At 63.5% G+C, this 26034-nt stretch carries 24 protein-coding genes; 17 read left to right on the forward strand and 7 right to left on the reverse strand.

Features of this window, described 5'->3' with window-relative positions; all coding sequences use genetic code 11:
• Window positions 1-11 precede the first annotated feature (11 nt).
• The 3 genes from CBW66_RS00965 to CBW66_RS00975 are packed head-to-tail and all read left to right on the forward strand — an operon-like array spanning window position 12 to window position 3269.
• Window positions 12-836 carry a DUF4198 domain-containing protein gene (locus CBW66_RS00965; protein ID WP_086136235.1) on the forward strand — a complete coding sequence of 275 codons (825 nt, stop codon included), beginning with the start codon at window positions 12-14 and terminating at the stop codon, window positions 834-836.
• A 26-nt stretch (window positions 837-862) separates the two neighbouring features.
• Entirely contained in the window at window positions 863-1891 is a 1029-nt protein-coding gene (locus CBW66_RS00970; protein WP_086136236.1) for an FAD:protein FMN transferase, read from the forward strand.
• 13 nt (window positions 1892-1904) lie between these two features.
• The gene (locus CBW66_RS00975; protein WP_086136237.1) at window positions 1905-3269 is read left to right on the forward strand and encodes a sulfite reductase subunit alpha; all 1365 of its coding nucleotides are present in this window, start codon (window positions 1905-1907) and stop codon (window positions 3267-3269) included.
• 15 nt (window positions 3270-3284) lie between these two features.
• On the opposite strand, the gene CBW66_RS00980 is transcribed toward CBW66_RS00975, so the two are convergent.
• The 6 genes from CBW66_RS00980 to CBW66_RS01005 form a co-directional block, all read right to left on the reverse strand.
• On the reverse strand, window positions 3285-4514 hold the full coding sequence (locus CBW66_RS00980) for a DUF2325 domain-containing protein (protein ID WP_086136238.1): 1230 nt from the start codon (window positions 4512-4514) through the stop codon (window positions 3285-3287).
• Between the two features lie 48 nt (window positions 4515-4562).
• Window positions 4563-4889 (reverse strand): hypothetical protein, encoded by a 327-nt coding sequence (locus CBW66_RS00985; RefSeq protein ID WP_086136239.1) that lies wholly within the window; start codon window positions 4887-4889, stop codon window positions 4563-4565.
• Between the two features lie 85 nt (window positions 4890-4974).
• A complete protein-coding gene (hemP, locus tag CBW66_RS00990) occupies window positions 4975-5172 on the reverse strand; it encodes a hemin uptake protein HemP (RefSeq protein ID WP_034750559.1) in 198 nt (65 codons plus the stop codon).
• Window positions 5173-5422: 250 nt separating this feature from the next.
• Window positions 5423-6229, reverse strand: a complete 807-nt coding sequence (locus tag CBW66_RS00995; protein WP_070221155.1) for a Crp/Fnr family transcriptional regulator — start codon at window positions 6227-6229, stop codon at window positions 5423-5425.
• Between the two features lie 337 nt (window positions 6230-6566).
• Window positions 6567-7211 carry a response regulator transcription factor gene (locus tag CBW66_RS01000; protein ID WP_070221113.1) on the reverse strand — a complete coding sequence of 215 codons (645 nt, stop codon included), beginning with the start codon at window positions 7209-7211 and terminating at the stop codon, window positions 6567-6569.
• Between the two features lie 152 nt (window positions 7212-7363).
• Window positions 7364-7831 carry a universal stress protein gene (locus CBW66_RS01005; RefSeq protein ID WP_086136240.1) on the reverse strand — a complete coding sequence of 156 codons (468 nt, stop codon included), beginning with the start codon at window positions 7829-7831 and terminating at the stop codon, window positions 7364-7366.
• 466 nt (window positions 7832-8297) lie between these two features.
• Between CBW66_RS01005 and CBW66_RS01010 the strand changes: the two genes are divergently transcribed.
• Together CBW66_RS01010 and CBW66_RS01015 are read left to right on the forward strand one after the other, a co-directional pair.
• Window positions 8298-9158, forward strand: a complete 861-nt coding sequence (locus CBW66_RS01010) for a protein phosphatase CheZ (RefSeq protein ID WP_086136241.1) — start codon at window positions 8298-8300, stop codon at window positions 9156-9158.
• Complete coding sequence (locus tag CBW66_RS01015) at window positions 9158-11038, forward strand: chemotaxis protein CheA (RefSeq protein ID WP_086136242.1); 1881 nt, start codon at window positions 9158-9160, stop codon at window positions 11036-11038. The genes CBW66_RS01010 and CBW66_RS01015 overlap by 1 nt, the downstream gene beginning before the upstream one ends.
• A gap of 53 nt (window positions 11039-11091) precedes the next feature.
• Here the strand turns inward: CBW66_RS01015 and CBW66_RS01020 are convergent, their stop codons facing one another.
• A complete protein-coding gene (locus tag CBW66_RS01020) occupies window positions 11092-12237 on the reverse strand; it encodes a S41 family peptidase (protein WP_170932920.1) in 1146 nt (381 codons plus the stop codon).
• Window positions 12238-12567: 330 nt separating this feature from the next.
• On the opposite strand from CBW66_RS01020, the gene leuC reads away from it, so the two are divergent.
• From leuC to folC, 12 genes are all read left to right on the forward strand, one after another.
• Window positions 12568-13971 carry a 3-isopropylmalate dehydratase large subunit gene (leuC, locus tag CBW66_RS01025; protein ID WP_086136244.1) on the forward strand — a complete coding sequence of 468 codons (1404 nt, stop codon included), beginning with the start codon at window positions 12568-12570 and terminating at the stop codon, window positions 13969-13971.
• A gap of 68 nt (window positions 13972-14039) precedes the next feature.
• Window positions 14040-14162: an entericidin A/B family lipoprotein gene (locus tag CBW66_RS01030; protein ID WP_010400408.1), complete on the forward strand. Its 123-nt coding sequence runs from the start codon at window positions 14040-14042 to the stop codon at window positions 14160-14162.
• Window positions 14163-14213: 51 nt separating this feature from the next.
• A complete protein-coding gene (gene leuD / locus CBW66_RS01035; protein ID WP_086136245.1) occupies window positions 14214-14861 on the forward strand; it encodes a 3-isopropylmalate dehydratase small subunit in 648 nt (215 codons plus the stop codon).
• Between the two features lie 10 nt (window positions 14862-14871).
• A complete protein-coding gene (gene leuB, locus CBW66_RS01040) occupies window positions 14872-15942 on the forward strand; it encodes a 3-isopropylmalate dehydrogenase (RefSeq protein ID WP_086136246.1) in 1071 nt (356 codons plus the stop codon).
• A gap of 45 nt (window positions 15943-15987) precedes the next feature.
• Window positions 15988-17115: an aspartate-semialdehyde dehydrogenase gene (gene asd / locus CBW66_RS01045; protein ID WP_086136247.1), complete on the forward strand. Its 1128-nt coding sequence runs from the start codon at window positions 15988-15990 to the stop codon at window positions 17113-17115.
• Window positions 17116-17370: 255 nt separating this feature from the next.
• The gene (locus tag CBW66_RS01050) at window positions 17371-19845 is read left to right on the forward strand and encodes a FimV/HubP family polar landmark protein (RefSeq protein ID WP_230491982.1); all 2475 of its coding nucleotides are present in this window, start codon (window positions 17371-17373) and stop codon (window positions 19843-19845) included.
• Window positions 19846-19918: 73 nt separating this feature from the next.
• The gene (gene truA / locus CBW66_RS01055; RefSeq protein WP_086136248.1) at window positions 19919-20722 is read left to right on the forward strand and encodes a tRNA pseudouridine(38-40) synthase TruA; all 804 of its coding nucleotides are present in this window, start codon (window positions 19919-19921) and stop codon (window positions 20720-20722) included.
• Window positions 20723-20744: 22 nt separating this feature from the next.
• Window positions 20745-21428 (forward strand): phosphoribosylanthranilate isomerase, encoded by a 684-nt coding sequence (locus tag CBW66_RS01060; RefSeq protein ID WP_086136433.1) that lies wholly within the window; start codon window positions 20745-20747, stop codon window positions 21426-21428.
• Window positions 21421-22671, forward strand: a complete 1251-nt coding sequence (trpB, locus tag CBW66_RS01065) for a tryptophan synthase subunit beta (RefSeq protein WP_139841527.1) — start codon at window positions 21421-21423, stop codon at window positions 22669-22671. The genes CBW66_RS01060 and trpB overlap by 8 nt, the downstream gene beginning before the upstream one ends.
• Before the next feature lie 84 nt (window positions 22672-22755).
• Window positions 22756-23553 carry a tryptophan synthase subunit alpha gene (trpA, locus tag CBW66_RS01070; protein WP_086136249.1) on the forward strand — a complete coding sequence of 266 codons (798 nt, stop codon included), beginning with the start codon at window positions 22756-22758 and terminating at the stop codon, window positions 23551-23553.
• Window positions 23554-23750: 197 nt separating this feature from the next.
• Window positions 23751-24623: an acetyl-CoA carboxylase, carboxyltransferase subunit beta gene (gene accD / locus CBW66_RS01075; protein WP_086136250.1), complete on the forward strand. Its 873-nt coding sequence runs from the start codon at window positions 23751-23753 to the stop codon at window positions 24621-24623.
• 101 nt (window positions 24624-24724) lie between these two features.
• Window positions 24725-26023: a bifunctional tetrahydrofolate synthase/dihydrofolate synthase gene (gene folC, locus CBW66_RS01080; RefSeq protein WP_086136251.1), complete on the forward strand. Its 1299-nt coding sequence runs from the start codon at window positions 24725-24727 to the stop codon at window positions 26021-26023.
• The last annotated feature ends 11 nt before the right edge of the window (window positions 26024-26034 follow it).

A 26034-nucleotide genomic window follows, 5' to 3' on the forward strand; every position in this document is an offset into this window, starting at 1 on the left:
GCGCCTCTACCATGTTGAAGCAACTGAATAAACCGCTGATCGCCCTGGCGCTGGCCGGCCTGGCCATGAACGCCCATGCCCACCGGGGCTGGATGGTGCCGTCGAGCACGATGGTGGAAAGCAAGGACGCCTGGGTGACGGTGGATGCCGCCGTCTCCGATGGCCTGTTCGAGATCGACCACCAGCCGTTGCGCCTGGATGCGCTGCAAGTGACCGGCCCGGATGGCGCGAAAGTGACGCCGGCGAATACGGTCACGGGCCGCTTGCGCAGCGTGTTCGATGTGAAGATGGAAAAGCCGGGCACGTACAAGGCTGCCATCGTGTCGCAGAATGTGATGGCCAGCTACAAGCTCAACGGCGAGCAGAAACGCTTCCGCGGCAACGAAGAGACGTTCAAGAAAGACGTGCCGGCCGATGCGCAAGACGTAAAAGTCACGCGCACGGCAAGCCGTCTGGAAACCTTCTTCAGCAATGGCGAAACCAGCACGGAAGTGTTCAAGCCGACGGGCGTGGGCCTGGAATTCGTGCCCGTCACCCATCCGAACGACTTGCGCGCGGGCGAAAAAGCCACATGGCGCTTCCTGGTCGATGGCAAGCCGGCGGCCAACCAGGCCTTCAGTCTGGTGCCGGGCGGCGTGCGCTACCGTGGCGTGCTGGGGGAAATCCGCCAGAGCACCGATGCCAAGGGCGAGATCACGTTCACCTTGCCCGCGGCCGGCATGTATTACCTGAGCAGCACCTGGCCAGCGGCCGCACCGGCCGTGGCCGGCCAGCCGCCGGCCATGCCCGAGCGCCGCATGACGTACGCGGCCACCGTGGAAGTGCTGCCGCAGTAAGCGGCGGCCCCTACGCGAGAGCTTCGATGCGCCGGGTCCTGCTGCCGCAGCATATTTCCGACCAGGTCGCGCCGCCCGGCGCCGCGATCCGGGATCTGCGCGGCATGACGATGGGCACCAGCTGGTCGGTGCGCCTGCTGGAGTCCGCCATGCCGGGACGCGCGGGCAGCGCCGACTTGCAGCTGGGCTTGCAGCAGCAGCTCGATATTGTCGTCGCGCAAATGAGCCACTGGAGCGACGAGTCCGATCTGGGCCGCTTCAACCGCGCCGAGCCCGGCAGCTGGCACAGTCTGTCCGCCGCGTTTTGCGAGGTGCTGGGCTTTGCCATGCACGTGGCGCACGCGTCGGGCGGCGCCTACGATCCGTGCGCGGGCGCCCTCGTTAACCTGTGGGGCTTCGGTCCGCGCAAGCGCTACGACGAGCCCGGTTTTCTTCCTCCCAAGCACGATACAGTGGCCCTGCTGCTGGCACAGCGCCAGCGCCGCCGCCTGGAACTGGACCTGCCGGCCCGCCGCGCGCGCCAGCCGGGTGGCTTGCAGCTCGATTTGTCGGCCATTGCCAAGGGCTATGGCGTGGACCGCCTGGCCCGCTACCTCGACAGCCAGGGCATCGGCCATTACCTGGTCGAAGTGGGCGGCGAGCTGCGCGGCGCTGGCAGCAAGCCCGACGGCCAGCCCTGGTGGGTCATGCTGGAACAGGTCGATGGCGCCGATGCGGATCAGCATCCGGCGGAAATGCTGCTGGCGCTGCACGGCCTGTCCGTGGCGACGTCGGGCGACTACCGGCGTTTCTTTCAGGATGGCACGGCGCGCTTTTCGCACACGATCGATCCGCGCAGCGGCATGCCGATCGCCAATCAACTCGCTTCCGTCACGGTCGTGCACGAGCAATGCATGGCGGCCGACGCGTGGTCGACGGCCCTGACCGTGCTCGGTGTCGAAGCCGGCATGGCGCTGGCCGAAGAGCAGGGCCTGGCCGCGCGCTTCCTGCAGCGCGACGGCCTCGGCTTTCAAGAAACGCTGAGCAGCCATATGCTGGCCATGCTCGACGAATGAACGATTATCTTCCATGATTTTTACGCACGATACGACGCGGCTGGCCTTGCTGGCCGCCCTGTCCCTCAGTTATGCGGGCGTGTGCCTGGCGCCCTGGCTGCGCGCGCGCGCCAGGCGCCGCGCATCCGCCGCCGCCAAGGCGGCGCTGGCAAACAGTCCCGCCTGGCTGGTGACATATGCAAGCCAGACGGGCAATGCCGAGGAACTGGCCACGCAAACGGCGCAGAGCCTGCAACTGGCCGGCATCCCCGTGCGCCTGTGCGCGCTGGCCGAAGTCATGGCCGTTGATCTGCAACAAGCGGAGCGGGCCTTGTTCCTGGTCAGCACCTATGGAGAAGGCGATGCGCCCGACAATGCGGCCGCCTTCATGGGCCGCCTGATGACGGGCGAGCTGGCGCTGCCGCAATTGCATTACGCGGTGCTGGCCCTGGGCGACCGCAGCTATGGCCAGTTCTGCGGCTTCGGCCGCGCGCTCGATGCCTGGCTGGCGGCGCAGGGCGCCTCGCGCCTGTTCGAGCGCATTGAAGTCGACCGCAGCGCCGGCGCCGCCATCGAGCAATGGTTCCAGCACCTGAGCCACCTGGCCGGCACCAGCGACGCGCCCGACTGGAGCGCGCCCGCCTTTGGCGACTGGCGCCTGACGCAGCGGCGCCACCTTAACCCCGGCAGCGCCGGCGGCGCCATCTATCACGTGGAACTGGCGCCCGTGGCCGGCAGCTTGCCTGACTGGCAGTCGGGCGACCTGGTGCAGGTGACGGCGCCCGCCGATCCATCCCAGCCACGCGAATATTCGATCGCCTCGATTCCGCGCGATGGCGGCGTGCACTTGCTGGTGCGCCAGCATGCGCATCCCGACGGCAGCCTGGGCCTGGCCTCGGGCTGGCTCACGGCGCAGGCCGCTGTCGGCGACGTGGTGCAGCTGCGCCTGCGCCAGCACCGGCGTTTCCGTCTGGAAGACAATGCCCGGCGCCCTTTGATTTTGATCGGCAACGGCAGCGGTATCGCCGGCTTGCGCGGGCATTTGAAAAGCCGCGTGCTGGCAGGGCAGCGGCGCAACTGGCTGATCTTTGGCGAGCGCAACCTGGCCCACGATTTTCATTATCGCGAAGAGATTGAAGGCTGGCATGCCAGCGGCGATTTGCCGCGCCTGGACCTGGCGTTTTCGCGCGACCAGGCCGAGCGGACCTACGTGCAGGACCGCCTGCGCGGCAATGCCGATGAAGTCAGGCTGTGGCTGGAGCAGGGCGCGGCCATCTATATTTGCGGCAGCCTGGCCGGCATGGCGGGCGGCGTCGACCAGGCCCTGCAGGAGATACTGGGCCGGCCCGCGCTCGACGCGCTGGCGGCCCAAGGGCGCTACCGGCGCGACGTGTATTAATGCGGCAGGGATTGCTTAGGGCTGGAGCGCGGCCAGCGGCGCCGTGTCCATTTCTTCGCTCACTTCCTGCAAGCCGCGCGCCAGGCTGGAGATGCTGGGGTTGTCGATGAAGACGCAGCGCTTGCCCGTGCGCTTGCAATAATCCTTCACGCGCCAGTAGGCGCTGTGGCTGATGCAGCCCGTCTGGCATATCACCAGGTCGGCCGCCGCCAGGCTCGAGTCGAGCAGGTTGGCATTGTCTTCCAGGCCGCCGTCGTGGTGGGCGAACTGCGCGCCGACCCGCTCGATCAGGGCGCGGTAGGTGGCGACATTGCCGCTGCGCCCGCCCACGCACAAGACGCTTTGATCGACGAGGCGGATCGGCATTTTCAGCTTGCCGCCGGTCGGCACTTCCAGCTTGGTAGCCGGTGGCGGCAAGGCGGCGGCCTGGCGCGGCTGGGCCTGTTTCAATTCCGCGATTTGCTGGCGCAATTCCTTTTCGCGCTCATCCATTTGCGCCAGGCGTTCGACCAGGCGCGTGCGCGAGTCCAGCGCCGGGATGGCGGCCTGCAATTGCGCCAGTTCCGCGCGCAAGCCGTCGATCACGCTATCCTTGCCGATGGCTTCGGCACGCGTGCGCAGCAGCACGGCTTCCTGGCGTTCCAGTTCGCCCGTTTTTTCCGTCAGTGCGGCCTGGCTGCGCTGTTGCAGCTTGGCCAGTTCTTGCGTCAGGCGTGCGTTTTCTTCCTGCAAGGCTGTAAATTTGCCCATGTCGGCGCGCACGCAGGCGCCGGCCTGGTGCTGGATCATGTGCAGGTCGCGGCACATCTGCTCTTCCAGCTCGGCGTCGCAGCGCGGGTGCGTCAGGCCGGCCCAGAAAGCGCCCGACACGTCGCCGTTGGCGACGGCCGTGCGCCACAGTTGCGCTACCTGTTCCGTGGTCTTGGCGCCGCGAAAGCGCAGGATCACGGGAGCGTAGCGGCGTTCGAGTTCTTTTTGCAGTGCTTCGGACAGGCGGTTGCGCGCGCCGCATTCCGTCACGGCGCCCACGTGCACTTCGTAGTCATCGGCCAGCACGCGTCCGCCCGTCATCTTGCCCACCAGTTTGCGCAGGTAGCCCAAGGGCAAGCCCACGCCAACCAGCGGGCAATGGCAGGTATGCGACAGTTCCCACAACCGCCGGCGGCGCGAAGCGAGTGCGGCCGTTTCCGTGTCGGCGTGGGCGCAATTGCTGATGACGGGCAGGGACTGGTCTTTGTCACACATGGCGATATCCTGTTGGGCGGTGGTGCAGCAGTTGAAGAGAAATAGAAATTATTGCGGCAGCGGCGAGGCAGGACGCCTGGCGTTCAGCAGGCGTGCCGCGCGCTCGAACAAGGTGGTCTTCGGCGGCGCGGGGCGGTGCAGCGCCACCAGGGTGGCCCATTGCTGCGACAGTTGCTGGCAAGTCGCTTGCAACACGGGACCCAGGCCGGGCGAAGCCGATAGCACTTGCAGATGGCGTTCGATGACTGCGGCCAGTTTCTCGCAAGGACTGCCCGCATGGTAGTGCGACATCAGGTGCAGCACGGCCGACAGCAGTAATTCAGGCTGCTGGCCTTGCGGGGAAGGAAACATCGGGGAAGATCGGTCGTTCGCCATCAAACACTCCTGTGCGGTGGTTTGGCTGGCTGCGCGCACGGGGCGCGACTGGCTGGCGAGCGTGGTGACTGGTTGCCGTGCTGCTTCAGGCAGTCAGGATCAGCTTGTTCAATTGGGTGACGCGCAGGCGATAGATCTTGCCGCTGTGCTCAATCTCCACTTCGCGGCCCTGCTGCAGCAGCGCTTCGCTGGTGATGCGGCGCGCCGGCTGGGCCATGCTGACGGGAGGACGGACGTGGGCGGTAGCGGCATCCTGGATCAAGGCTGGTTTTGAGCTTTGCATGTTGGGCTTTCTTTATCTCAGTTGAGAATGATTCGTATTTGCATTATTGTTGAATGTGGCCCGAAAAGCAAGGCTTATTTGTGCGAAATCCGCGCTTTTTTGCGCTGGGATGGCAGCGTGAAGAATGGCGCTGCGCGAAGGCGGCCACTGTTGCGGCTGGAAGGGGAGCGGCAGCAAAAAAGACCCGGCAAGGCGGTGCGCGCCTTGGTCGGGTCAAGCCTGTGCCAAGCTGGAAGAAATCGGGATGGCGTTAAATCGTGGCCAGCAATTGCGCCGAGGCGGCCGCGGCGGCGGTGGTGTCGGCCTTGAGCTTGGCGGCAGCCAGCTGCTTGGCGCGCGAGCGCGAGGGGGGCAGGCGGCGCAGGGTTTTCAGGGCGTCCGGATCCTTGATGCCGATGGTGCGCTGGTCAACCGAGATCAGGCCGATTTCATTGAAGGCGGACAAAGTGCGGCTCACCGTTTCCAGGGTCAGGCCCAGGTAGCTGCCGATTTCGTGGCGCGTCATGCGCAGATTGAACAGCTTGCTCGAATAGCCCATCTGCGCGAAGCGGTCGGCCAGCGAGACGAGGAAGCGCGCTACGCGGGCTTCGGCGCTCAAGGCGCCCAGCATGCCGATCATCGCCTGTTCGCGCACCAGTTCGCGGCTCATCACGCCGTACATGACGTTTTCCAGTTCCAGGTGAACACGTCCCAGCGCCGTCAGCTTCTTGAACGGCAACAGGATCAGGTCGCAATCGGACAGGGCCACCGCTTCCGAGGAGTAGTGGCGCGAGTGGATGCCGTCGACGCCCAGCATGTCGCCCTTCATGGGAAAGCTCAGTACCTGTTCATTGCCGAATTCGTCGATGAGCACGGTTTTCAGGAAGCCCGAATTGACGATGTACAAGGTGTCGAACGGTTGGCCGATGGTATGCACGCGCTGGCCCGTCTTGAATTGCACGTGCTGGAACAGCAGTTCGTCGGCGGCGATGGTGCAGGCGCTGGAGATATGCAGCAGATCGCATACCTCCTTCAGGTTCGACCATAGCCGCCCCTGGCGCTGGCGCCCTGCTTCCATCGGGGAAGAGGGGGCCAGCGATGGGGCGGCGGCGCGGGTTTCGGGCGTTTGCGTGGACAGCATGTTCATCTCCTGGTGACAGGTAGTTCAGAGTTGAATGACAGGGTGCGCAGGACGGCGGGCAGGGAAGGGGCGGCGCGCGTCCAGGCTGATAAAGCTCAATTCGCTGACGACTTGCTGTGTGATGAAATAACTTCCCAGCAACTTGATTACTGGTTTCAGTATGCCAACAACCATATGCAATTAATATCAGCAGTGGCTGAATATGGCAGTAGGAGCTGTGGTAGGTGACGTAGGATTGTTCCTACGGTTGACGCGCGGGCGCGCGTCGCCGGGCTTAGGTCTTGAAGGGGGAGAGCAGGCGGTGCGCCACGGCGTACTGCACCATTTCGGACAGCGAACTCATGCCCATTTTTTGCATGATGCGCGTCTTGTGCGTACTCACCGTCTTCACGCTCAGGTGCAGGTTGTTGGCGATTTCCGTGATCGACTTGCCCGCCACCAGCAGGGAAAAGACTTCGAACTCGCGGTCCGATAACTGTTTGTGCAGCAAGCTTTCATTCGGCATCATGATGTTGAGCACGAGCTGCTCGGCCACCTCGGCGCTGATGTAGGGGCGCCCCGACGCCACCTTGTGAATGGCGCCCACGAGCTGGGTGCCCGCGCTTTCCTTGGTCAGATAGCCTTGCGCGCCGGCGCGGATGGCGCGCACCGCATATTGTTCTTCCTCGTGCATGGTGAGGATCAGGATGGCCAGCTTGGGCGCCTCGCTGCGGATTTGCCGGATCAGGTCGACGCCGCTGCGGCCCGGCATCGACAGGTCGAGCAGCAGCAGGTCAAAGCCGCCCTGGCGCACCTGATTGAGTACTTCAAAGCCGTCGATGGCTTCACCCACGATATCGATATCCGGCGCGCCGTCAAGGATGCGCTTCAAGCCTTCTCGCATGATGGTGTGGTCGTCGGCAATCACAATACGTATCATAGGCGGGCAATCTGGATGCGTGAAATCTGCTCTGTCCGTCACCGGACAATCAAATGTTAAAAAACTAGAAACGTTGTCATTTTAACCGAAGCGGCCGCATTGTGCTTTTCTGCATATGTCGGCAACGGCGGCCCCGGTGGTCATGTGACCTCTTATTCGGACGGGGGTTCCTTGATCAGCCTATGCACGAGCACGGGCAATTTCGAGTGCGACAGCACTTTATTGGTCACGCTGCCCAACAGCAATTGCCCCCAGCCGCTGCGGCCATGCGAACCCATGAAGATCAGATCGCAATGCTGCAATTGCGCCACTTCCACGATCTTCAGGGCCGGGCTGTCGGAAAAGGCCGTCAGGCCCGTCGCGTTCAGGCCGCGCTTGGCGGCCGCGTCGAGGATGGGCTGCCAGTGGTCGGCGCCGGCCTTGCGCATGGCGGTGCGGTATTCCTCCTCGCTGGGATAGCTTGGCGGAATGATTTCGATGTACACCGGGTACTGGTACTCGGGCGCCACGTACAAGGCAAGGATGTCGGCGTGCATCTGTTCGGCAAAGGCAACGCCGGCGCAGGCCGTCAGGTTGGAGACGGTGGAGCCATCCGTGGCGATCAGAATTTTCTTATACATGGCAGGTCCTTTGGCGGTGACTGAGCGCGCGCAACACCTCTTATTGTAGACGCGGCGGCAGCATTGTATTCATGCAAAGACTTGATAATTATCAATACAACTGCACCTTCAGTATAGACAACATTGGCAGAAAGATCGTGTTTAGCTGCAATGATGTCCATGTGGCGCTGTTGCGCAGACGCCCGGAAGCAGGATTTCTTCTGCTGTGCGTGGTCTTGCACGCACGCCAATGGTAGTATTTCAAAATACAACAGCTGGAACACATATTTCCTTGTGGAAAAGCTCTTGTGGACCAGCTTTGCACCAGGAAGCGCGTTTTGAGATTTACCAACAGGGCGGCGCCCTGCTACACTCGCACCATCGCAGCGGTATTGCCTCAAATCATCTTAATCGAGAAATTGCGGGTATCAGTCTGTAAAACGCACAGTTCAGGCGGAATTTTGACAAATTATGGAGAAGCAGGGATATGACCAACGCCGCTGATGATTTCGACGCATTATTCGATGAAGTATCGGCGCAAAGCGCGGCCGCGGCTCAGCCCGCGCCCGCCGCCGCGCCTGCGCCCGCCGCCGCCGTGATTGCGGACGACGATTTCGACGCGCTGTTCGACTCGGTGTCGGCCAGCGCCACCGTGCCGGCAGCCGCCGCGCCAGTGGCCGCCGAAGCGGAAGCGCTGCCTGTGGCCAGCGCCGAGGCGTCTGGCGACGCGGCCGATCCCGTCGACCAGTCCGACAAGCCGATGTTCGAGCGCCTGGGCGGCATCGTGCGCCTGCTGCACGATTCGCTGCGCGAACTGGGCTACGACAAGGCGCTGACGGAAGCGTCGTCGCAGATCGTCGACGCCCAGGACCGCCTGGAATACGTCGCCACCCTGACCGAACAGGCCGCCAACAAGGTACTGAACACGCTCGACGAAGGCATGCCGGCGCAAGATGTGCTGTCGAAGAAAGCCAAGGACATGGACGGCCGCTGGACGGCGCTGTTCGACGGCAAGCTGAGCCTGGAAGAGTTCAAGGCCCTGGCCGGCGATTCGCGCCAGTTCGCGCAGGCCGTTGCCGAAGCGACGGAAGCGGAGAAAGCGCGCTTGCTGGAAATCATGATGGCGCAGGACTTCCAGGACATCACGGGCCAGCTGATCAAAAAAGTGGTCAACATCACCAAGACCGTGGAAAACGAACTGGCCCAGCTGCTGCGCGACAACGCGCCGGCCGAGGTGCGCGAGAAACTGGCGCAAAAGCCGGTGCCGCTGATGCAGGGCCCGTCCGTGCCGTCGGTGGCGCTGGACCAGGATAATGTTGACGACCTTCTTGCGGATTTGGGATTCTAATGGACGATATGCTCAAGGATTTCGTCGTTGAGGCGATGGATCTTGCGGTTAATGTTGAAGAGCACTTGTTGCGCCTCGAGCGCGATCCTGACAACAAGGAAACACTGAATGCCGTGTTTCGTTCCTTCCACACGATCAAGGGTGGTGCCGGCTTCATGGGCTTGCCCGCGCTGGTGGCGGCCTGCCACCTGACGGAAAACCTGTTCGACGCCTTGCGCACGGGCGCCGCGCCAGTCACCCCCATCGCCATCGAGGCGGCGCTGCAAGCGTCCGGTTTCGTCGCCGATCAGCTGACGGAACTGGCCAACGGTGCCGCGCCGGAAAGCTTGCCGGCCATGCCGGAAGAGCTGGAACACATCCTGACGAACGCCATCGAAGGCAAGGGCATGGACGCGCCGGCGCCTGCTGCCGCCGTCGTGGCCGAAGTGGCCGTGGCCGAAGTCGTGGTGGCGGCGCCTGCCGCTGCCGTGCCCACTGCCAGCGCCGATGGCCTGGACTGGGAGGGCATGTACAACGCCGTCGTGCCGGCCGGTAGCCAGATCGCTGCCGCAGCGGTGTCCGCCGTCGCCGCTGCCCCTGCCGTCGTGGCCGCTGCTCCTGCGCCCGCCGCTGCCGCTGCCGCCAAGCCGGCCGCCAAGGCCTGGGATGGTGCCGAACGCCGCGAAGAACGTCCGGAAGTGCGCCATGCCGCGCCCGTCAAGGAAGACAGCATCCGCGTCGACGCCGTCAAGCTCGACGCGCTGCTGGAAGTGGCCGGCGAATCCGTGCAGGCCGCCAACCAGGCTGCCGTGCTGCTCGAGCGCTTGCTGCAATTCAAATTTGAAGGCCAGGCCGCCACCTTGATGGCGACCCTGGCGGAAACCCTGGAGCGCGCCTCGCGCTACTCGACGGAACTGCAGCGGGCCACTTTGGCCACGCGCATGCAGCCTGTCGGCCGCCTGTTCCAGAAATTCCCGCGCCTGGTGCGCGAACTGGCGAAAGACCTGGGCAAGGATGTCGAACTGACCATCGAAGGCGCGGAGACGGAAGTCGACCGCGTCGTCGTGGACAGCCTGTACGATCCGCTCGTGCACATGCTGCGCAACTCGCTCGACCATGGCGTCGAATCGCCGGAAGCGCGCCTGGCCGCCGGCAAGCCCGCCAAATCGTATATTTCGCTCAAAGCCTGGCAGGAAGCGAACAGCGTCATGATCGTGCTGCAGGATGACGGCAAGGGCATGGACCCGGTCTTCTTGCGCAGCAAGGCCCAGCAAAAGGGCTTGATCAGCGAAAACGCCCAGTTGAGCAACGACGAATGCTTCCAGCTGGTATTCCTGCCGGGCTTCTCGACCAAGGAAGTGGCGTCCAGCGTTTCCGGGCGCGGCGTGGGCATGGACGTGGTGAAAACAGCCGTGGAGAAAAACCGCGGCGCCATCCACATCGAATCCATGCTGGGCAAGGGCACGAAGTTCGCCATCCGCCTGCCGATCGAACTGTCGATCGTGCCGACCATGCTCGTGTCGACCTCGGGCGCCGCGCTGGCGCTGCCGATGGCGGTGGTGCAGCGCGTCGTCGAATTGCCGGAAACCTTCATGGAAGTGGGCGGCGCGCCCGTGCTGAAAGACCAGGGCCGTCCATTGCCCGTGCGGTCGCTGGCCGGCGCCCTGGGCTACGAATCGTGCAGCGAGCGCGTCGGCATCGTCGTCGCCGCGCCACAGCCGTATATTCTGGCCGTCGCAGCCGTCGATGGCACGGCCGACCTGGTGATCAAACCGATGACGGCCATCACCGTGGAAGGCATCACGGGTACGGCCCGTTCGGCAGAAGGCGAACTGGTGCTGGTGGTGGGACTGTCCTTCCTGATGGATGGCTGCCGCGGCACGGTACGCATGGCGGCCTGACCGATTGCATTTCTTAAAAAAGCCCGCGGCAGCCCTCCTGCCGCGGGCTTTTTTCATGCACCGTCGGGGCGCAGCGTACCGCCTTCGAGCCAGCGCTGCACGCGCAGTATTTCTTCGGCGCGGCCCGCTTCGTCCTTTGGGGGCGGCAAATAGATGTCGGGTTGAATACCGGCCAGGTCCACCTGCAAATGCGGCAAGCGGGCCGAGCGCGAGGTGGCGTATTGCAGGTGGCGCTGGCCCGACGGCAAGACGTGCAGGCGCATGTTCGAATAGTCGAGTGCGCCATAGCTGTTGCGGCCGATCAATTTCACATGAAAGCTTTGCCGCGTCGCCAGCAGGAATTCTTCGCAGGAACTGGCGCAGTCGCGGTCGACCAGCACCGCCACGCGCGCCGGCCGGCGCGGCTCCGGCGTATCTGCGCGCGCATAGCTGACGGTGCCGCCACTTTGCTGCGGCGCGTATTGTCCCGGCTTGACGGTGCGCATCTGCGCCACGGCCTGGGCCGCGAAGGCCGCGCACGCCTGGTCGCCGGGCGCCAGCTGCGCGCAGACTTTTTCCTGGCCTTCGATATTGGCCGGCGTGGCTAGCCATTCGGCGCCCATGGTGAGCATTTCGCCTGAACTGATCCAGGACAATAGCGGCGCATACGTGCTGTCACTGCCGCCGCCGTTGCGGCGCACGTCGAGTATCCAGTTGGGGCGAGCCGCCAGCGTCCCACGATGAGTCTCGAGCAGGCTGGCCAGGGCGGCGCGGTAGCTGCCGTGAAAGCTGGGCAAGGTCAGGAGCACAGTCGAGTCCGATAATATCCGCAGCGCCGGTTCTTTCGATGGCGCCACCTGTCCCTGCGCGGCGGGGCGGGCCGGCGCCGGTTTGGCGATATCGACCGCGCTGCCCGGCTTCACGTGCAAATGGCCCTTGCGCCACGTGCGCGCATAGTTTTCCAGGATCGCATCGCACGCCTTGCCGTCGGCCGCACCAGCGGCGGCCTTGGTGGCCGTGGCCAGCGCCAGGTCGAAATATGTCTGTCCCTTTTGCTCCAGGTGGGCGCGCGCGCCCGTGTCGTTTTCCAGCAGGAAGGGCGCGATGGCGCGCAAGTCCTGTACGCAGGTTTCTCCCGGCGTGGCCGCCGCCGCATGGGCGCCGGCCAAGGGGAGGGCCGACAGGGTCAGGGCGGCCAGCGCCAGCAAGTTCAGTGTCATCGAGGTTCCCGGATGTGGTGGCGCGGCTGCGCCGGTCATTATTGTCGAAATACAATACATGAAAGATTAAAGAAAAAATATCGATTTCTGGCCGCGCCGTGGCTCGTTCGGCAGCCTGCCGGCAGATGAGGGCGCCGTGTCGCCGATATGCCGATATCGGCAATTTCCAGCTCATATCCAATAAGGTTGCCAAACTTTGTATCGCCAATCCCACGCTTTTACCTGTTTCGGTTCTGTGTCGTCCAATATATGGCATAATCCTTGTGGATCACCGTATGACCTGGTATCACTTGATCACTTACTACAGGCTGTGGCAACGCTGCATAAATCATGATGAAGACGCTTTACGACAAACTCTGGGAATCCCACGTTGTGCGGGCCGAAGATGATGGCACGACAATTTTGTACATCGACCGGCACCTGCTGCACGAAGTCACCAGCCCGCAAGCTTTCGACGGCCTCAGCGTGGCGGGACGCCAGCCGTGGCGCATTTCCGCCAACCTGGCCGTGGCCGACCATAACGTGCCCACCACCAGCCGGGTCGACGGCATTGCCGACCCGGTCTCGCGCCTGCAGGTGGAAACCCTGGACAAGAACGCCAGGCACTACGGCTTGACCTATTTCAACATGAACGACAAGCGCCAGGGCATCGTGCACGTGATCGGCCCCGAGCAGGGCGCGACCCTGCCCGGCATGACGGTGGTCTGCGGCGACTCGCACACCTCCACGCACGGCGCGTTCGGCGCGCTGGCGCACGGCATCGGCACGTCCGAAGTGGAACATGTGCTGGCCACGCAGACCTTGCTGCAAAAGAAATCGAAATCCATGCTGGTGCAGGTCGACGGCGCTCTGCCGGCCGGCGTGACGGCGAAAGATATCGTGCTGGCCATCATCGGCAAGATCGGCACGGCCGGCGGCACCGGCTACTGCATCGAGTTCGGCGGCTCGGCCATCCGCGCCCTGTCGATGGAAGGCCGCATGACGGTGTGCAATATGGCCATCGAGGCGGGCGCGCGCGCCGGCATCATTGGCGTCGACGATACCACCATCAATTACGTCAAGGGCCGTCCGTTTTCGCCGGCCGGTCCGCACTGGGAGCGCGCCGTCGCCTATTGGCGCACCCTGCATTCGGACCCGGGCGCCCGCTTCGACCTCGTCGTCACGCTCAACGCGCAAGAGATCGAACCGCAAGTGACGTGGGGCACCTCGCCCGAGATGGTGACCGGCATCGATGGCCGCGTACCGGACCCGGACAATGAGAAAGACAGCGTCAAGCGCGACGCCATCGAAAAGGCCCTGGTCTATATGGCGCTGAAGCCGAACACGCCGATCTCGGACATCCGCATCGACAAGGTCTTCATCGGCTCCTGCACCAATTCGCGCATCGAGGATTTGCGCGCGGCCGCCGCCGTGGTGCGCGGCAAGTACCGCGCCTCGAACGTCACCCTGGCGCTGGTCGTGCCCGGTTCCGGCCTGGTGAAAGACCAGGCCGAGCGCGAAGGCCTGGACCGCATCTTCAAGGATGCTGGCTTCGAGTGGCGCGAGCCGGGCTGCTCGATGTGCCTGGCCATGAATGCGGACCGCCTGGAACCGGGCGAACGCTGCGCCTCGACCTCGAACCGCAACTTCGAAGGCCGGCAAGGGCAGGGCGGGCGTACCCACCTGGTGTCGCCCGCGATGGCGGCGGCGGCGGGCATTGCCGGCCACTTTGTCGACGTGCGGGCCATGCGATGACGGCAGGGACTGGCGCCGCTGGTTTACACTAGCGTTCCCGGTCCCTTATTTACTATCAAGAAATCATCATGAAAAAACTCTTCGCCCTCCTCATCGCCACCGTCATCTTGTCCGGCTGCAACACCGTCTCCGGCATCGGCCGCGATGTGCAGAAAGTCGGCCAGGTTGTCACTGGCGCCGGCGGAAAATAAACCGCGACGTGCCGGCGCCCCGCGCCGCGCGTCTTACCGAGTAGAAACAGCATGGATAAATTTACGATTTACGAAGGCCTGGTCGCCCCGCTGGACCGCGCCAACGTCGACACCGACGCGATTATCCCGAAGCAATTCCTGAAATCGATCCACCGCAGCGGCTTCGGCCCCAACCTGTTCGACGAATGGCGCTACCTCGACCATGGCGAACCGGGCCAGGACAACAGCCGCCGCCCGCTGAACCCCGGGTTCGTGCTCAACGAGCCGCGCTACCAGGGTGCTTCGATCTTGCTTACGCGCAAGAACTTCGGCTGCGGCTCCTCGCGCGAGCACGCGCCGTGGGCGCTGGACCAGTACGGTTTCCGCGCCATCATCGCGCCCTCGTTTGCCGACATCTTCTTCAACAACTGCTACAAGAACGGCTTGCTGCCCATCGTGCTGTCGGAAAGCCAGGTCGAGCACCTGTTCAATGAAGTCAAGGCTTTCCCCGGCTACAAGCTGGTGGTGGACCTGGAGCAGCAATGCGTGCGCACCAGCAATGGTTCCGTCTCGTACACGTTCGAGATCGATGCCTTCCGCAAATATTGCCTGATGAATGGGCTCGACGATATCGGCCTGACCCTGCGCCACGCCGACGAAATCCGCGCCTTCGAAGAACGCCACTTGAATAGCCAGCCGTGGCTGGCCAACGTCATCTAAAGATCATTCCATGAAAATTGCAATCTTACCCGGCGACGGTATCGGTCCTGAAATCGTCGCGCAAGCCGTCAAGGTCTTGAATGTGCTGGGCGAATCGTTCGAGCTGGAAAGCGCGCCCGTGGGCGGCGCCGGCTATGCGGCCCATGGCCATCCTTTGCCGGAAGGCACCCTGGCGCTGGCGAAAGCGGCCGATGCCGTGCTGTTCGGCGCCGTGGGCGACTACAAATACGACAACCTCGAGCGCCAGTTCCGTCCCGAGCAAGCCATTTTGGGCTTGCGCAAGAACCTGGGCCTGTTCGCCAACCTGCGTCCGGCCATTTTGTACCCGGAACTGGCGGGCGCCTCGACCCTGAAGCCGGAAGTGGTGTCCGGCCTGGATATTTTGATCATCCGCGAATTGACGGGCGACATCTATTTCGGCCAGCCGCGCGGCGTGCGCGAATGCCCGGACGGCCCGTTCAAGGGCCAGCGCGAGGGTTTTGACACCATGCGCTATGCGGAAGGCGAAATCCGCCGCATCGCCCACGTGGCGTTCCAGGCCGCGCAAAAGCGCGACAAGCGCCTCACCAGCGTGGACAAGGCGAACGTGCTGGAAACCTTCCAGTTCTGGAAAGACATCGTCATCGACGTGCACAAGGAATATCCGGACGTGGCGCTCGATCACATGTATGTCGACAACGCGGCCATGCAGCTGGTGCGGGCGCCGAAGAAATTCGACGTCATGGTGACCGGTAACATGTTCGGCGACATCTTGTCGGATGCGGCCGCCATGCTGACGGGCTCGATCGGCATGCTGCCGTCGGCCTCGCTCGATGCCAACAACAAGGGCTTGTACGAGCCATCGCACGGCTCGGCGCCCGATATCGCCGGCAAGGGCATCGCCAATCCGCTGGCGACGATTTTGTCGGCCGCCATGATGCTGCGCTATTCGCTGAACCGCGCAGAGCAGGCAAGCCGCATCGAGGGGGCCGTCAAGCAAGTGCTGGCGCAGGGGCTGCGTACGGCCGACATCCACGAAGCGGGCACGACTTTGGTCGGTACCGAGGCGATGGGTGATGCAGTTGTAAAAGCGCTGGGATAAAATAGTCTAATGACGGCAGTCGCCGTCTCATCTTGAGGAATGGTAATGAAATTAGTTGGCTTGGTAGGTTGGCGCGGTATGGTCGGTTCGGTCCTGATGCAGCGCATGCAGGAAGAGGGCGATTTCGCCCACATCGAACCGGTGTTTTTCACGACGTCGAACACGGGCGGCGCGGCGCCGGCCATGGCGAAGAATGAAACCATCCTCAAGGATGCCAACAACATCGCCGAACTGTCCAAGTGCGACATCATCATTTCCTGCCAGGGCGGCGACTACACCAGCGCCGTCTTCCCGCAGCTGCGCGCCAGCGGCTGGGACGGTTACTGGATCGATGCGGCCTCGACCTTGCGCATGGAAAAAGACGCCGTCATCGTGCTCGACCCCGTCAACCTGCACGTCATCAAGGATGCGCTGGGCAAGGGCGTCAAGAACTACATCGGCGGCAATTGCACCGTCTCCTGCATGATGATGGGCCTGGGCGGCCTGTTCCAGCACGATCTGATCGACTGGATGACGTCGATGACCTACCAGGCGGCCTCGGGCGGCGGCGCACAGCACATGCGCGAACTGCTGACGCAATTTGGCACCATCAACAGCTCCGTCAAGGCGCTGCTGGACAACCCGGCTTCCGCCATCCTGGAAATCGACCGCCAGGTGCTGGCCACCCAGCACGGTTATTCCCCGGACGAAATCAAGCAGTTCGGCGCGCCGCTGGCCGGCAACCTGATCCCGTGGATCGACAAGGACCTGGGCAACGGCCAGTCGAAGGAAGAGTGGAAGGCGGGCGCGGAAACGAACAAGATCCTGGGCCGCGGCATCGATTTCGGCAGCAAGGAAATTCCCGTCGACGGCCTGTGCGTGCGCATCGGCGCCATGCGCTGCCATTCCCAGGCACTGACCATCAAGCTGAAGAAAGACGTGCCGCTCGACGAGATCAACGAAATTATCGCCAGCAACAATCAATGGGTGAAATTCGTGCCGAACACGCGCGAAGCGTCCGTGCGCGACCTGTCGCCGGCGGCCGTCACGGGCAGCCTGACGATACCCGTCGGCCGCGTGCGCAAGATGAGCATGGGCGGCGAATACCTGTCCGCCTTCACCGTGGGCGACCAGTTGCTGTGGGGCGCGGCCGAGCCGCTTCGCCGCATGCTGCGTATTTTGTTGGATGCGTAACAGCAAGCAATTGGCAATCAATCGCTGATCAAGATCAAGCCGGGGCTGTTTTCCCGGCTTTTTTTTCGCCCTGAGCCCGTCAAGGCTCAACCATGCGGAGCTTGCATAGCTCTGGGCATGATGATATGTTGATACCTCTGGAAAAGTAACAGTTTTCCCATGTCAACTAAGATGCCGCCAACTATGCCTGTACACACTCGTCCCCGGGTCGCCTCCCTTGCCATTAAAACACTCAGCAGCGCTGTCGCCTGTGCGGTGTTGTTGTCACCGACGGCATCCGCAGCCGAGCTGGGCAAGATCACCGTGCTGTCCGCCGCCGGTCAGCCGCTGCGCGCCGAGGTCGAATTATCGGCCATCAAACCAGGCGAGGCAGCGAGCCTGCTGGCCAAGCTGGCGCCGCCGGAGGCCTATCGCCAGGCCAACGTGGAATTCAATCCCGCGTTGAACGCCTTGACGTTTGCCGTGGAAAATCGCAATGGCAAGCCCTTCATCCGTATCAGCTCGGCGCAGCCGGTGGCCGAGCCCATGGTGGATCTTTTGCTGGAACTGAGCGGCAAGAGCGGGCGCCAGGTGCGCGAATACGCGTTCGTGCTCGACACGCCGGAAGCGCGCCAGACGCGCGGCGCGCAAGTGACGGCGCCGGCCGAACCGGGCAAAGGCAAGGCGGCCGCCGATGCCGCTCCAGCTGCGGCGAAAAAACCGGCCGGCGAATACAAGGTCAAGACGGGCGATACCCTGAGCCGCATCGCCAGCGAACTGAAGCCTTCGGGCGTGTCGCTCGACATGATGCTCGTCGCCCTGTACCGCGCCAATCCCGACGCCTTCAAGGGCGAGAACATGAACCGCATGCAGGCTGGACGCATCCTGGCCGTGCCGGGCGCGGACGCCGTGCGCGCCACCGGTGCGGCCGAAGCGAAGGGCATCGTGACGGCGCACGCCATCGATTTCGAAGCCTACCGCAACAAGCTGGCAGGTCAGGTGTCGCAAAGCAAGCCGGCCAAGGCCGCGCAAGCGACGCAAAGCACGGCCGGCAAGATCGGACCTACCCGCGTGCAGGAAAAGCCGACGGCCGTGAGCGAGTCGCAAGACAAGCTGAAACTGTCGAAGGCGGAGCCGGCGGCCAAGTCGGCCGGCAAGAGCGCCGTCGCCAGCGAGGAAGACAAGATCGCCAAGGCGAAACAGGTCGATGAAGCGGCCGCGCGCGTCAAGGAGCTGGAAAAGAACGTCAGCGACCTGGAAAAGTTGATGGCCGTCAAGAGCAAGGCCATGGCCGACAAGAGCGCCCCGGCGCCCGCCAAGCCGGCCGAGACCGCTGCCAGCGCACCCGCCAGCGCGCCGGCCGAGGCGCAGCCGCCCGTACCCAAGGCCAAACCGGTGCCGCTGGTGAAAAAACCATCGCCGCTGGAGCCGACGATTACCGACAAGATCAATGATCACCTGGGTGCCATCGGCATCGGCATCGCCGCGCTGCTGGCGGCCGTGGCCGCACTGGTGGTCGCGCGGCGCCGCAAGGAGGCGCCGCCGCCAGCCCAGGGCGATATCGCCCCCGTGGTCGAGCCGGAACCGGAAGCGCCCGTGACGCCGCCGTCCGGCCTGGCGCCGGAAGATCAGCAGTCCGAAGCGAGCAATCACCTGTTCGGTACGGGCGCGGCCGCTGCCGGCGTGGCCGCCGCGGCGGGCGCCAGCATGCTCGATGCGAATGAAACGGACCCCGTCGCCGAAGCGGACGTGTATATCGCTTACGGCCGCGATGGTCAGGCGGAAGATATCCTCAAGGAAGCCTTGCGCATCCACCCGGAACGCCATGCGGCCCGCCTGAAGCTGCTGGAAATCTATTCGGCCCGCAACGACATGCGCGCGTTTGAAGATCAGGCCAGCGAGCTCTACAGTCTGACGCGTGGACAGGGTGAGGAGTGGCCGCAGGCGGCCGCGCTGGGGCTGGCGCTCGATCCCACGAATCCCCTGTATGGCGATACGGAAGACGACGCCGTTGTCAGCCTGAGCAAGGGTGCCGGCGGCGACGTGCATGGCCACAGCATGGACTTGCCCGACGATTTGTCGACGCCCGCGCCCGCTCCGCTGGCCGACCTGGCGCCGGCCGAGCCGGTGTCCTCCGTGACGGCCCGCGATGCGCGCGACCCCCTCGATTTTGACCTCGACAGCCTCGATTTCGAACCCGTTTCCACCAGCGAGCCGATCGTCATGCCGGGGCCGGACAGCACGCCGCCATCCCCGGCGCACGATGCGCAGTATGATGCCAGCATGGATTTCGGCCTCGATCTGGAACCGCCGGCCGGTCCCGTCAATGGCGTGGGCGCCGGTTTGACGCCATTGCCTGATCCGTTGAAGGAGGTCGACCTGGCCCATTTCGACCTCGATGAACCGGTGGCGCCCGCTGCCGCGCCCGTCGCGGCGGCCGAGCCGTCCCTCGACAGTCTGTTCGACGATGCGCAAGCGCCCGCCACCTTGCCGGAAGCCATCCCACCGGCACAGGAATTCGACCTGTCCGGCATCGACCTGGACCTCAACGATGGCAAGACGGCCAGCGTCGGCGTGGACGACCCGTTGTCGGCCATCCACATGGAAATGGATACCAAGCTGGACCTGGCGATCGCATACCAGGAAATCGGCGACAAGGAAGGGGCGCGCGAGCTGATCGATGAGGTCATCAAGGGCGGCAGCGAAGAGCAGGTCGCCAAGGCGAATACCATGAGAGCTTTGCTGAGCTAGCAATGCCCGCCGGTGCGGCAGGCTGCCGCGCCGGTATAATGCTTCGATGCAAAATATTACGACAGCAACGCCATTGAAGCGTATCGTCCTCGGCCTGCAGTACGACGGCACGGCCTGGCATGGATACCAGAAACAGGAAGACGGGCAAACGGTGCAGGACCAGCTGGAAAACGCGCTGGAACAGTTCGCCCGCGTGCGCCTGGCCACCACCTGCGCCGGCCGCACGGATACGGGCGTGCATGCGCTCGAGCAAGTCGTGCATTTCGATACGGAACTGAACCGCGACGTGCACTCGTGGGTACGCGGCGTCAATGCCTTCCTGCCGAAATCGATCGTCGTGCGCTGGGCCAAGGAACTTGACGGCGATCCGACGGTCAATGACTTCTTTCACGCCCGTTTCAGCGCCCGTGCGCGCACCTATCATTATGTGTTGTACAACAACGCCACCCGTTCGCCGCTGGTGGAAGGACGCGCCGGCTTCTTTTTCCGTCCGCTGGACGTGGAACTGATGCGCCAGGCCGTGCAACCGCTGCTGGGCTGGCATGATTTCACGGCCTTCCGCGCCGCGCAATGCCAGGCCAAGTCGCCCGTCAAGCTCATGCACGACATCCGTATCGAGCGGCGCGGCGACTGCGTGATTTTTACGATTACGGCCAATGCCTTCCTGCACCACATGGTGCGCAACCTGGTCGGTTCGCTCGTCTACATCGGCACGGGGCGCGAAAAGCCCGACTGGCTCGGGCATTTGCTGGAGAGTAAAGACCGCCACGCGGCGGCGCCCACCTTCATGCCGGACGGCCTGTACCTGGCGCAGATCGATTACGATCCGAAATGGGAGCTGCCGCAAGACAGCAGCAGCGCCTTGCCCTGGTTTTGATCTGCATCAACAAAGGATGAACATGCCACGCACACGCATCAAGATCTGCGGCCTGACCAGAGTCGAAGACATCCACGCCGTCGTGGCGGCGGGCGCCGACGCCGTCGGCTTCGTGTTTTATCCGAAAAGCCCCCGTTACGTCACGCCGGCACAGGCGGCCGGACTGATCGCCGCCATGCCGCCCTACGTGACGACCGTGGGCCTGTTCGTCAACGCCACGCTGGACGAAGTGCGGGCCACCCGGGCCGTGGCGCCCTTGTCGCTGCTGCAATTTCACGGCGACGAGACGCCCGAGCACAGCGCCGCGCTCGCCGGCGCCGTGAATACGCCGTTTACGCAAGTGTTTCGCGTCAAACCCGACACCAGCTTTGAAGATTTGCTAGAATACGAGCAGCGCTATCGCGCCGCCAGTCCCTTGTTTTCCAGCCTCTTGCTCGATACTTATGTGGATGCGTATGGCGGTGCAGGAAAGGTATTCGATTGGTCCCTCATTCCAGAAGAACTCGCGCCTCGGGTCGTTTTAAGTGGTGGCTTGAGCGTACAAAACGCGACTGACGCAGTGGTGCGCGTGCGCCCTTACGCCGTCGACATCAGCAGTGGTGTCGAAGCGTCCAAGGGCATCAAGGACGCATCCAAAATCCGCGCGTTCATCGCCGCGGTCCAGGATGCCGATGCCATCATTGCCAGAGGAAACCACCATGACTGACCATACCACTTCGCCCGGCGCTGCCGCCGCATTGTTCCACGCCACCGATTACGCTTTTCCCGACCTGCGCGGCCACTTCGGCCCGTACGGCGGCTCCTTCGTTGCCGAAACGCTCACGCACGCCTTGGCCGAGCTGAAAGACGCCTACGCGCGCTACAGCGCCGATCCGGAGTTCCTCGAAGAATTCCGCTACGAGCTGAAACACTTCGTCGGCCGCCCGTCGCCGATCTACCACGCCAAGCGCTGGTCCGAGATGGCCGGCGGCGCGCAAATCTATTTCAAGCGCGAAGACTTGAACCACACGGGCGCGCACAAGATCAACAACGTGATCGGCCAGGCCCTGCTGGCCAAGCGCATGGGCAAGCCGCGCATCATCGCCGAGACGGGCGCCGGCCAGCATGGCGTGGCCACGGCCACCATCTGCGCGCGCTTCGGCCTCGAATGCGTGGTCTACATGGGCAGCGAAGATGTCAAGCGCCAGGCGCAGAACGTGTACCGCATGAAACTGCTGGGCGCGACCGTCGTGCCCGTCGAATCCGGTTCCAAGACCCTCAAGGATGCGTTGAACGAAGCCATGCGCGACTGGGTCACCAACATTGAAAACACCTTTTATATCATCGGCACCGTGGCCGGTCCCCATCCGTATCCGATGATGGTGCGCGACTTCCAGTCCGTGATCGGCGAGGAATGCCTGGTGCAGATGCCGGAAATGACGGGCCGTCAGCCCGACTACGTGCTGGCCTGCATCGGCGGCGGCTCGAACGCCATGGGCATCTTTTACCCGTACATCGACCAGAAGGATGTCAAGCTGATCGGCGTGGAAGCGGCCGGCGAAGGACTCGACACGGGCAGGCACTCGGCCTCGCTGACGGCCGGCTTCCCGGGCGTGCTGCACGGCAACCGCACCTATCTGCTGCAGGATGACAACGGCCAGATCATCGAGACGCATTCCGTCTCTGCCGGCCTCGACTATCCGGGCGTGGGTCCGGAACATGCGTGGTTGAAAGATTCCGGCCGCGCGCAATACGTGTCGATCACGGACGAGGAGGCGCTGCAAGCCTTCCATGACTGCTGTCATATCGAAGGCATCATTCCGGCCTTGGAATCGTCGCACGCGCTGGCCTACGCGGCCAAGCTGGCGGCCACCTTGCCGAAAGATCAAATTGTACTGGCCAACCTGTCGGGCCGTGGCGACAAGGACATGCATACCGTGGCGGAACGCATGGGATTGAATTTCAGTTAAACAACTGCCAATCCCGATAACGCGTAGGTCGGATTAGCGCATGGCGCGTAATCCGACATTCCCCACCGATAAAGAAAGCTCACCATGTCCCGTATCGCCGCCACCTTCGCCAATTTAAAATCCAGCAACAAGACCGGCCTGGTCACCTTCATTACCGCCGGCGACCCCGGCCCCGACGCCACCGTGCCCCTGATGCACGCGCTCGTCGAGGGCGGCGCCGACATACTGGAGCTGGGCGTACCGTTTTCCGACCCCATGGCCGAAGGCCCCGTCATCCAGCGCGCCTGCGAACGCGCCCTGAAATTCAACGTCGGCATCCACGACGTGTTCGGCTATGTGCGCGCATTCCGTGCAACGAACCAGACGACGCCCGTGGTGCTGATGGGCTATGCCAATCCCATCGAGCGCATCGGCAGTGCCGCCTTCATTGCGGCAGCGCAAGCGGCCGGCGCCGACGGCGCCATCGTCGTCGACTATCCGCCCGAAGAGTGCGAGGAGTTCGGCGCCGCCATGCGCGCAGCGGGCCTCGACCTGATTTTTCTTTTGGCGCCCACGTCGACCGAAGAGCGTATCGCGCAAGTGGCCAAGGTTGGCGGCGGCTTCAGCTATTACGTGTCGCTCAAGGGCGTCACGGGCGCCGGTAACATTGATACGGAACAGGTGGCGGAACGCCTCGCGGCCATCCGCCAGCATGTAAAATTGCCCATCGGCGTGGGCTTCGGCATCCGCGATGGCGCCACGGCCAAGGCCGTGGCCAAGGTGGCCGATGCTGTCGTGATCGGCAGCCGCATCATCCAGGAGATAGAAAATGCACCCGAAGGCGGTGCCGTGGACGCCGTGCGCAGCTTTACGGCAGGCATCCGCGCCGCACTGGACGCCTGAGCAAGCTTGCCGTTTACACAATATGCGGTGACGGCAAAGTTCGACAGCCCGGCGATAAACGGCTACACTTCGGCCACTGATTTGCCTGTTATTGTGCAATAGATAAAATTTTTGGTGGCGCCCCGCGGGGCGTCGCCGTTGACCGTCTGCCGGGGGCGTCCACCGACGCTACCCCTACAAGGGCCCAAGGAGAAAATATGAGTTGGTTGGAAAAACTGCTGCCACCGCGCATCCAGCGTTCTGATGCCGCCGCGCGCAAGACCATGCCGGAAGGCCTGTGGGTCAAGTGCCCGTCGTGCGAAGCCGTGCTGTACCGTACGGACCTGGAATCGAATCTGCACGTGTGCCCGAAATGCGATCACCACATGCGCATCCGCGCGCGCGAACGCCTCGACAGCCTGCTCGACGCGGGCGGCCGCTATGAAATCGGCCAGGAAATCCTGCCCGTCGATACCCTGAAGTTCAAGGACAGCAAGAAATACCCGGACCGCCTGAAGTCCGCCATGGAAGCGACGGGCGAGACGGATGCGATGGTCGTCATGGGCGGCGCCATCATGAGCCTGCCGGTGGTCGTGGCGTGCTTCGAATTCGAATTCATGGGCGGCTCGATGGGTTCCGTGGTCGGCGAGCGCTTCGTGCGCGGCGCGCAGATCGCGCTGGAACAGAAAGTGCCGTTCATTTGCATCACCGCCACCGGTGGCGCGCGCATGCAGGAAGGCTTGCTGTCGCTGATGCAGATGGCGAAAACCACGGCCATGCTGACCAAGCTGTCCGAAAAGAAATTGCCATTCATCAGCGTGCTGACCGACCCGACCATGGGTGGCGTGTCCGCCTCGTTCGCCTTCATGGGCGACGTGGTCATCGCCGAACCGAAAGCGCTGATCGGCTTTGCCGGCCCGCGCGTGATTGAAAACACCGTGCGCGAAAAACTGCCGGAAGGCTTCCAGCGCGCCGAGTTCCTCGTCACCAAGGGCGCCGTCGACATGATCGTCGACCGCCGCCAGATGCGCGAAGAAATCGCCCGTCTGCTGGCCTTGTTGCAAAACCAGGCTGTGGAAGTCTTGGCGTAACGCCAACGTAACAGGCCGGGCGGTGTCCTGCGGACCCGCCTGGTTGCCGCGCAACACCGTCTCCGCGCCTCGCGCACTGTCTCCTCATCAAGAAGTCTCCCATGCACAAGTTCCCCACCACCTTGCCGGAATGGCTCGCCATGCTGGAAACCCGCCATTCGGAAACCCAGATCAACATGGGCCTGGACCGCGTGCAAGCCGTCAAGGCGCGCATGCAGCTCGCTTTTACTTGCCCCGTGATCATGGTGGCGGGCACGAATGGCAAGGGTTCCACCTGCGCCATGCTGGAATCCGTGCTGTTGCGTGCCGGCTACAAAGTGGGCTTGTACATCAAGCCGCACTTTCTCGATTTTAACGAGCGCGCGCGCGTGCTGGGCGAGATGGCCAGCGACGAGCAGCTCGTCGCCAGTTTCAACGCAGTCGAAGCCGTGCGCGGCGACACGCCGCTCACGTATTTCGAGTTCACCACCCTGGCGATTTTGCATCTGCTGTCGCAAGCCAACTTGGACGTGGCCATCCTGGAAGTGGGCCTGGGCGGGCGCCTGGACGCCGTCAACGTGATCGACGCGGACGTGGCCATCGTTACCAGCGTCGATATCGACCACACGGATTACCTGGGCGACACGCGCGAAGCGATCGGTTTTGAAAAGGCCGGCATCTTCCGTCCAGGCAAGGCCGCCATCTGCAGCGACCCCGTGCCGCCGCAGTCGTTGATCGACCATGCCGAGGCCATCGGCGCCGACCTGTGGCTGATGGGCCGCGATTTCAATTATGCGGGCGACAAGCAGCAGTGGAACTACGGCGGGCGCGAGCAGCGCCGCAATTCGCTGGCCTACCCGAGCTTGCGCGGCGCCAACCAGATCCTCAATGCGACGGCCGTGCTGGCCGCGCTGGAAGTGCTGAAACTGAAGCTGCCCGTGGGCGCGCAGGAAGTGCGCACGGGCCTCGTGACGGTGGAGCTGCCGGGCCGCTTCCAGGTCTTGCCTGGCCGCCCCAGCGTGATCCTCGACGTGGCGCACAACCCCCACGCCGCGTCGGCGCTGAACCAGAACCTGGGCAATATGGGTTTCCACCCGTACACCTATGCCGTGTTCGGTTCCATGCTTGACAAGGATATCGATGGCGTCCTCGCCGCCATGAGTGAACACGTCGACCACTGGTGCCTGACGGGCCTGCCTTCGCCGCGTGCGGCCACGGCTTCCGAACTGGCCGCCAAGGTGCAGATCATGCTCGAAGATAAGCCCGACAGCAGCGAACATACTGTGTCTATTTTCGATGATCCGGCACAAGCTTTTGCAAATGCAATGAGCCGGGCCGGTGAGAATGATAGAATTGTGGTCTTTGGTTCTTTCCTCACCGTTGCAGGCGTGATGAAGGCCCGAAAATCCTCACTTCACTGAAACGCACTCGA

Origin of the sequence: Janthinobacterium sp. GW456P (assembly GCF_002127655.1) — a bacterium.
Lineage (GTDB): Bacteria > Pseudomonadota > Gammaproteobacteria > Burkholderiales > Burkholderiaceae_D > Janthinobacterium.